This window comes from Weissella sp. DD23 (assembly GCF_001579105.1).
Lineage (GTDB): Bacteria > Bacillota > Bacilli > Lactobacillales > Lactobacillaceae > Weissella > Weissella cibaria.
The window spans coordinates 128,428-130,876 of the sequence record NZ_KQ970395.1 but is presented as its reverse complement, the minus strand read 5'-3'; the positions used below and the strand labels follow the sequence as shown (position 1 = coordinate 130,876).

Below are 2,449 nucleotides of genomic sequence, written 5' to 3'. Positions count from 1 at the left end.
ATGTTGCCAACGATCAAGCAGCTCGGATTACGTATATTGATGATGACACAGGCCTTGAATTGGCAGTTGATACGATTGCTGGTGAATCAAGCGATACATCAACGTATACAACAGCTGACCGCATTAAGTCTTACGAAGCACAAGGATACACGTTGGTTTCAAATGACTTCCCAGAGGATGAGTTCCAATTCGATCGTGATGACGCAACGGAACAAAAGTTCGAGGTGCATTTGAAGCGCACGGTTTTGGTGATTACACCAGATGACCCACGCACGCCAAATGACCCAATCTTTACGCCAGGTGAGCCGGTGGACCCAAGTGATCCATCAAGCCCAACGTATCCAGCCGAACCAGGTACGCCAGGTGAGCCAATTGATCCGGCAAACCCAAGTGGCCCAACTTGGCCGGAGACACCAACATACCCAGCGGGATTGACGGCTGAAGATTTGAATCAAACGGTTAACTTGACGGTTAACTATGTTTACGAAGATGGTACGACGGTTGCTCACGACCCACACAGGGATGCGGTGCACTTTACGCGCACGGCAACGCTAGACACAGTGACGGGTGAGGTGACGTATTCAGATTGGGTAGCGGTTGATGATGACGATTTGTTGGATACCTATAAGTCGCCAGTTGTTGATGGTTACTATGCTGACAAGGCATACAGTACCGCGGTGACAGTTGCAGCGACAGACGATGATGTGACTGAGACTGTGACGTACAAGAAGCTGGGACAATGGGTGCCATCATTCCCAGCCACGACGCCAAGTGCACCGACGGATCCAATTGATTATCCAAATGATCCAAGTGATCCAACGGTACCAACGGATCCGGCTGAGAATCCAAGCGAACCAGGTACGCCAGAGAACCCAACGTTACCTTACGTGCCAGGTTACACGCCAGAAGGGCCAGATGGTGAGCCGTTAACACCGGCTGATCCAAGCAACCCATCGTCAGGCTACTTGCCACCAAACCCAACTAATCCGGGTGACGATACGGTGATTACCTACGTACCAGCTGATCAAGTTGGTTCGGTAACGTATGTTGATCAGACAACAGGTGAAACGCTAGTGGTTGATTCACTGGCTGGTAAGTCAGATGAGCCGGGCACGTACGTAACTGCCGACCGCATTAAGCAATATGAGGCGATGGGATATGTTCTGGTATCGGATGACTATCCAACTGACTTTATGTTCGACAGTGATACGGCCAAGTCACAAGACTTCACGGTCACGTTAAAGCAAGCAACGGTGGTTGTGACGCCGGATGATCCAAAGAATCCTAGTGACCCAATCTTTACGCCGGGTGATCCGGTGGACCCAAGTGATCCATCAAGCCCAACGTATCCTGAGGAACCTGGTACGCCAGGTGATCCGATTGATCCAAATAATCCAAGCGGACCAACGTGGCCAGCGACGCCAACGTATCCAGCTGGGGTGACGGCACAAGATTTGAACAAGACGGTCACACGGACAGTGACGTATGTTTATGAGGATGGTTCTGAAGCTGAGACAACAGTGACGGACAATGTTGTCTTTGAACGGACGGCCACGGTTAACGCCGTGACGGGAGCGGTCACATATGGCGAGTGGACGGCAGTTGGCGATGACGTCGATTGGCAGCAAGTTGATTCGCCAATGATTGTCGGCTACATGGCAGACAAGGCGTCGGTTGAATTTGTGGACGTCAATGGTGCGACTGAGCCAACATCAGTGGTTGTAACGTATACAGCGGTTGGTCAATGGGTGCCACATTTCCCACCGGGAACCGAGAATGTCCCAAGTGACCCAATCAACTATCCAAACAACCCGGATGACCCAACGAATCCAGCGGATCCTGGTCCGGATAATCCGGCCGATCCTGGCACGACCGACAATCCAACCTTGCCATACGTGCCTGGCTTTACGCCACAAGGACCGGATGGTCAGCCGTTGGAGCCAGTTAACCCAAGCAATCCAAGCGAAGGATACTGGCCACCGGTTATTCCGGATGATCCTAAGCAGAGCCAAGATATTACCTATACAGCTAATGAACAAACTGCGCGAATTGTCTTCATTGATGATACAACCGGCACGACATTGGCAACTGATGATATCGATGGTGTCTCGGATGAGAAGTCGACGTATACGACGGCGGACCGTTTGGCTGCTTACTACGCCCAAGGTTACACGTTGGTCAGTGATGACTATCCAGCCGACTTTGCGTTTGACCGTGTCGATGGCAACGTTGAAACGTTCGAGGTTCACTTGAAGCACGCTGCGATTACCGTGACGCCAGATGATCCAAAGAACCCATCAACGCCAATTTACACACCGGGTGACCCGGTTGATCCAAGTGACCCAGAGAGTCCAACGTATCCAGCGGAACCAGGTACGCCTGGAGACCCAATTGATCCGGATAATCCAAGTGGGCCAACTTGGCCAGCGGTGCCAACGTACCCAGATGG

At 51.8% G+C, this 2,449-nt stretch carries 1 pseudogene; it reads left to right on the top strand.

Annotation, left to right across the window (positions count from 1 at the left end):
- Positions 1 to 2,449, top strand: a pseudogene (locus tag WEIDD23_RS14830) (mucus-binding protein); the annotation flags it as partial.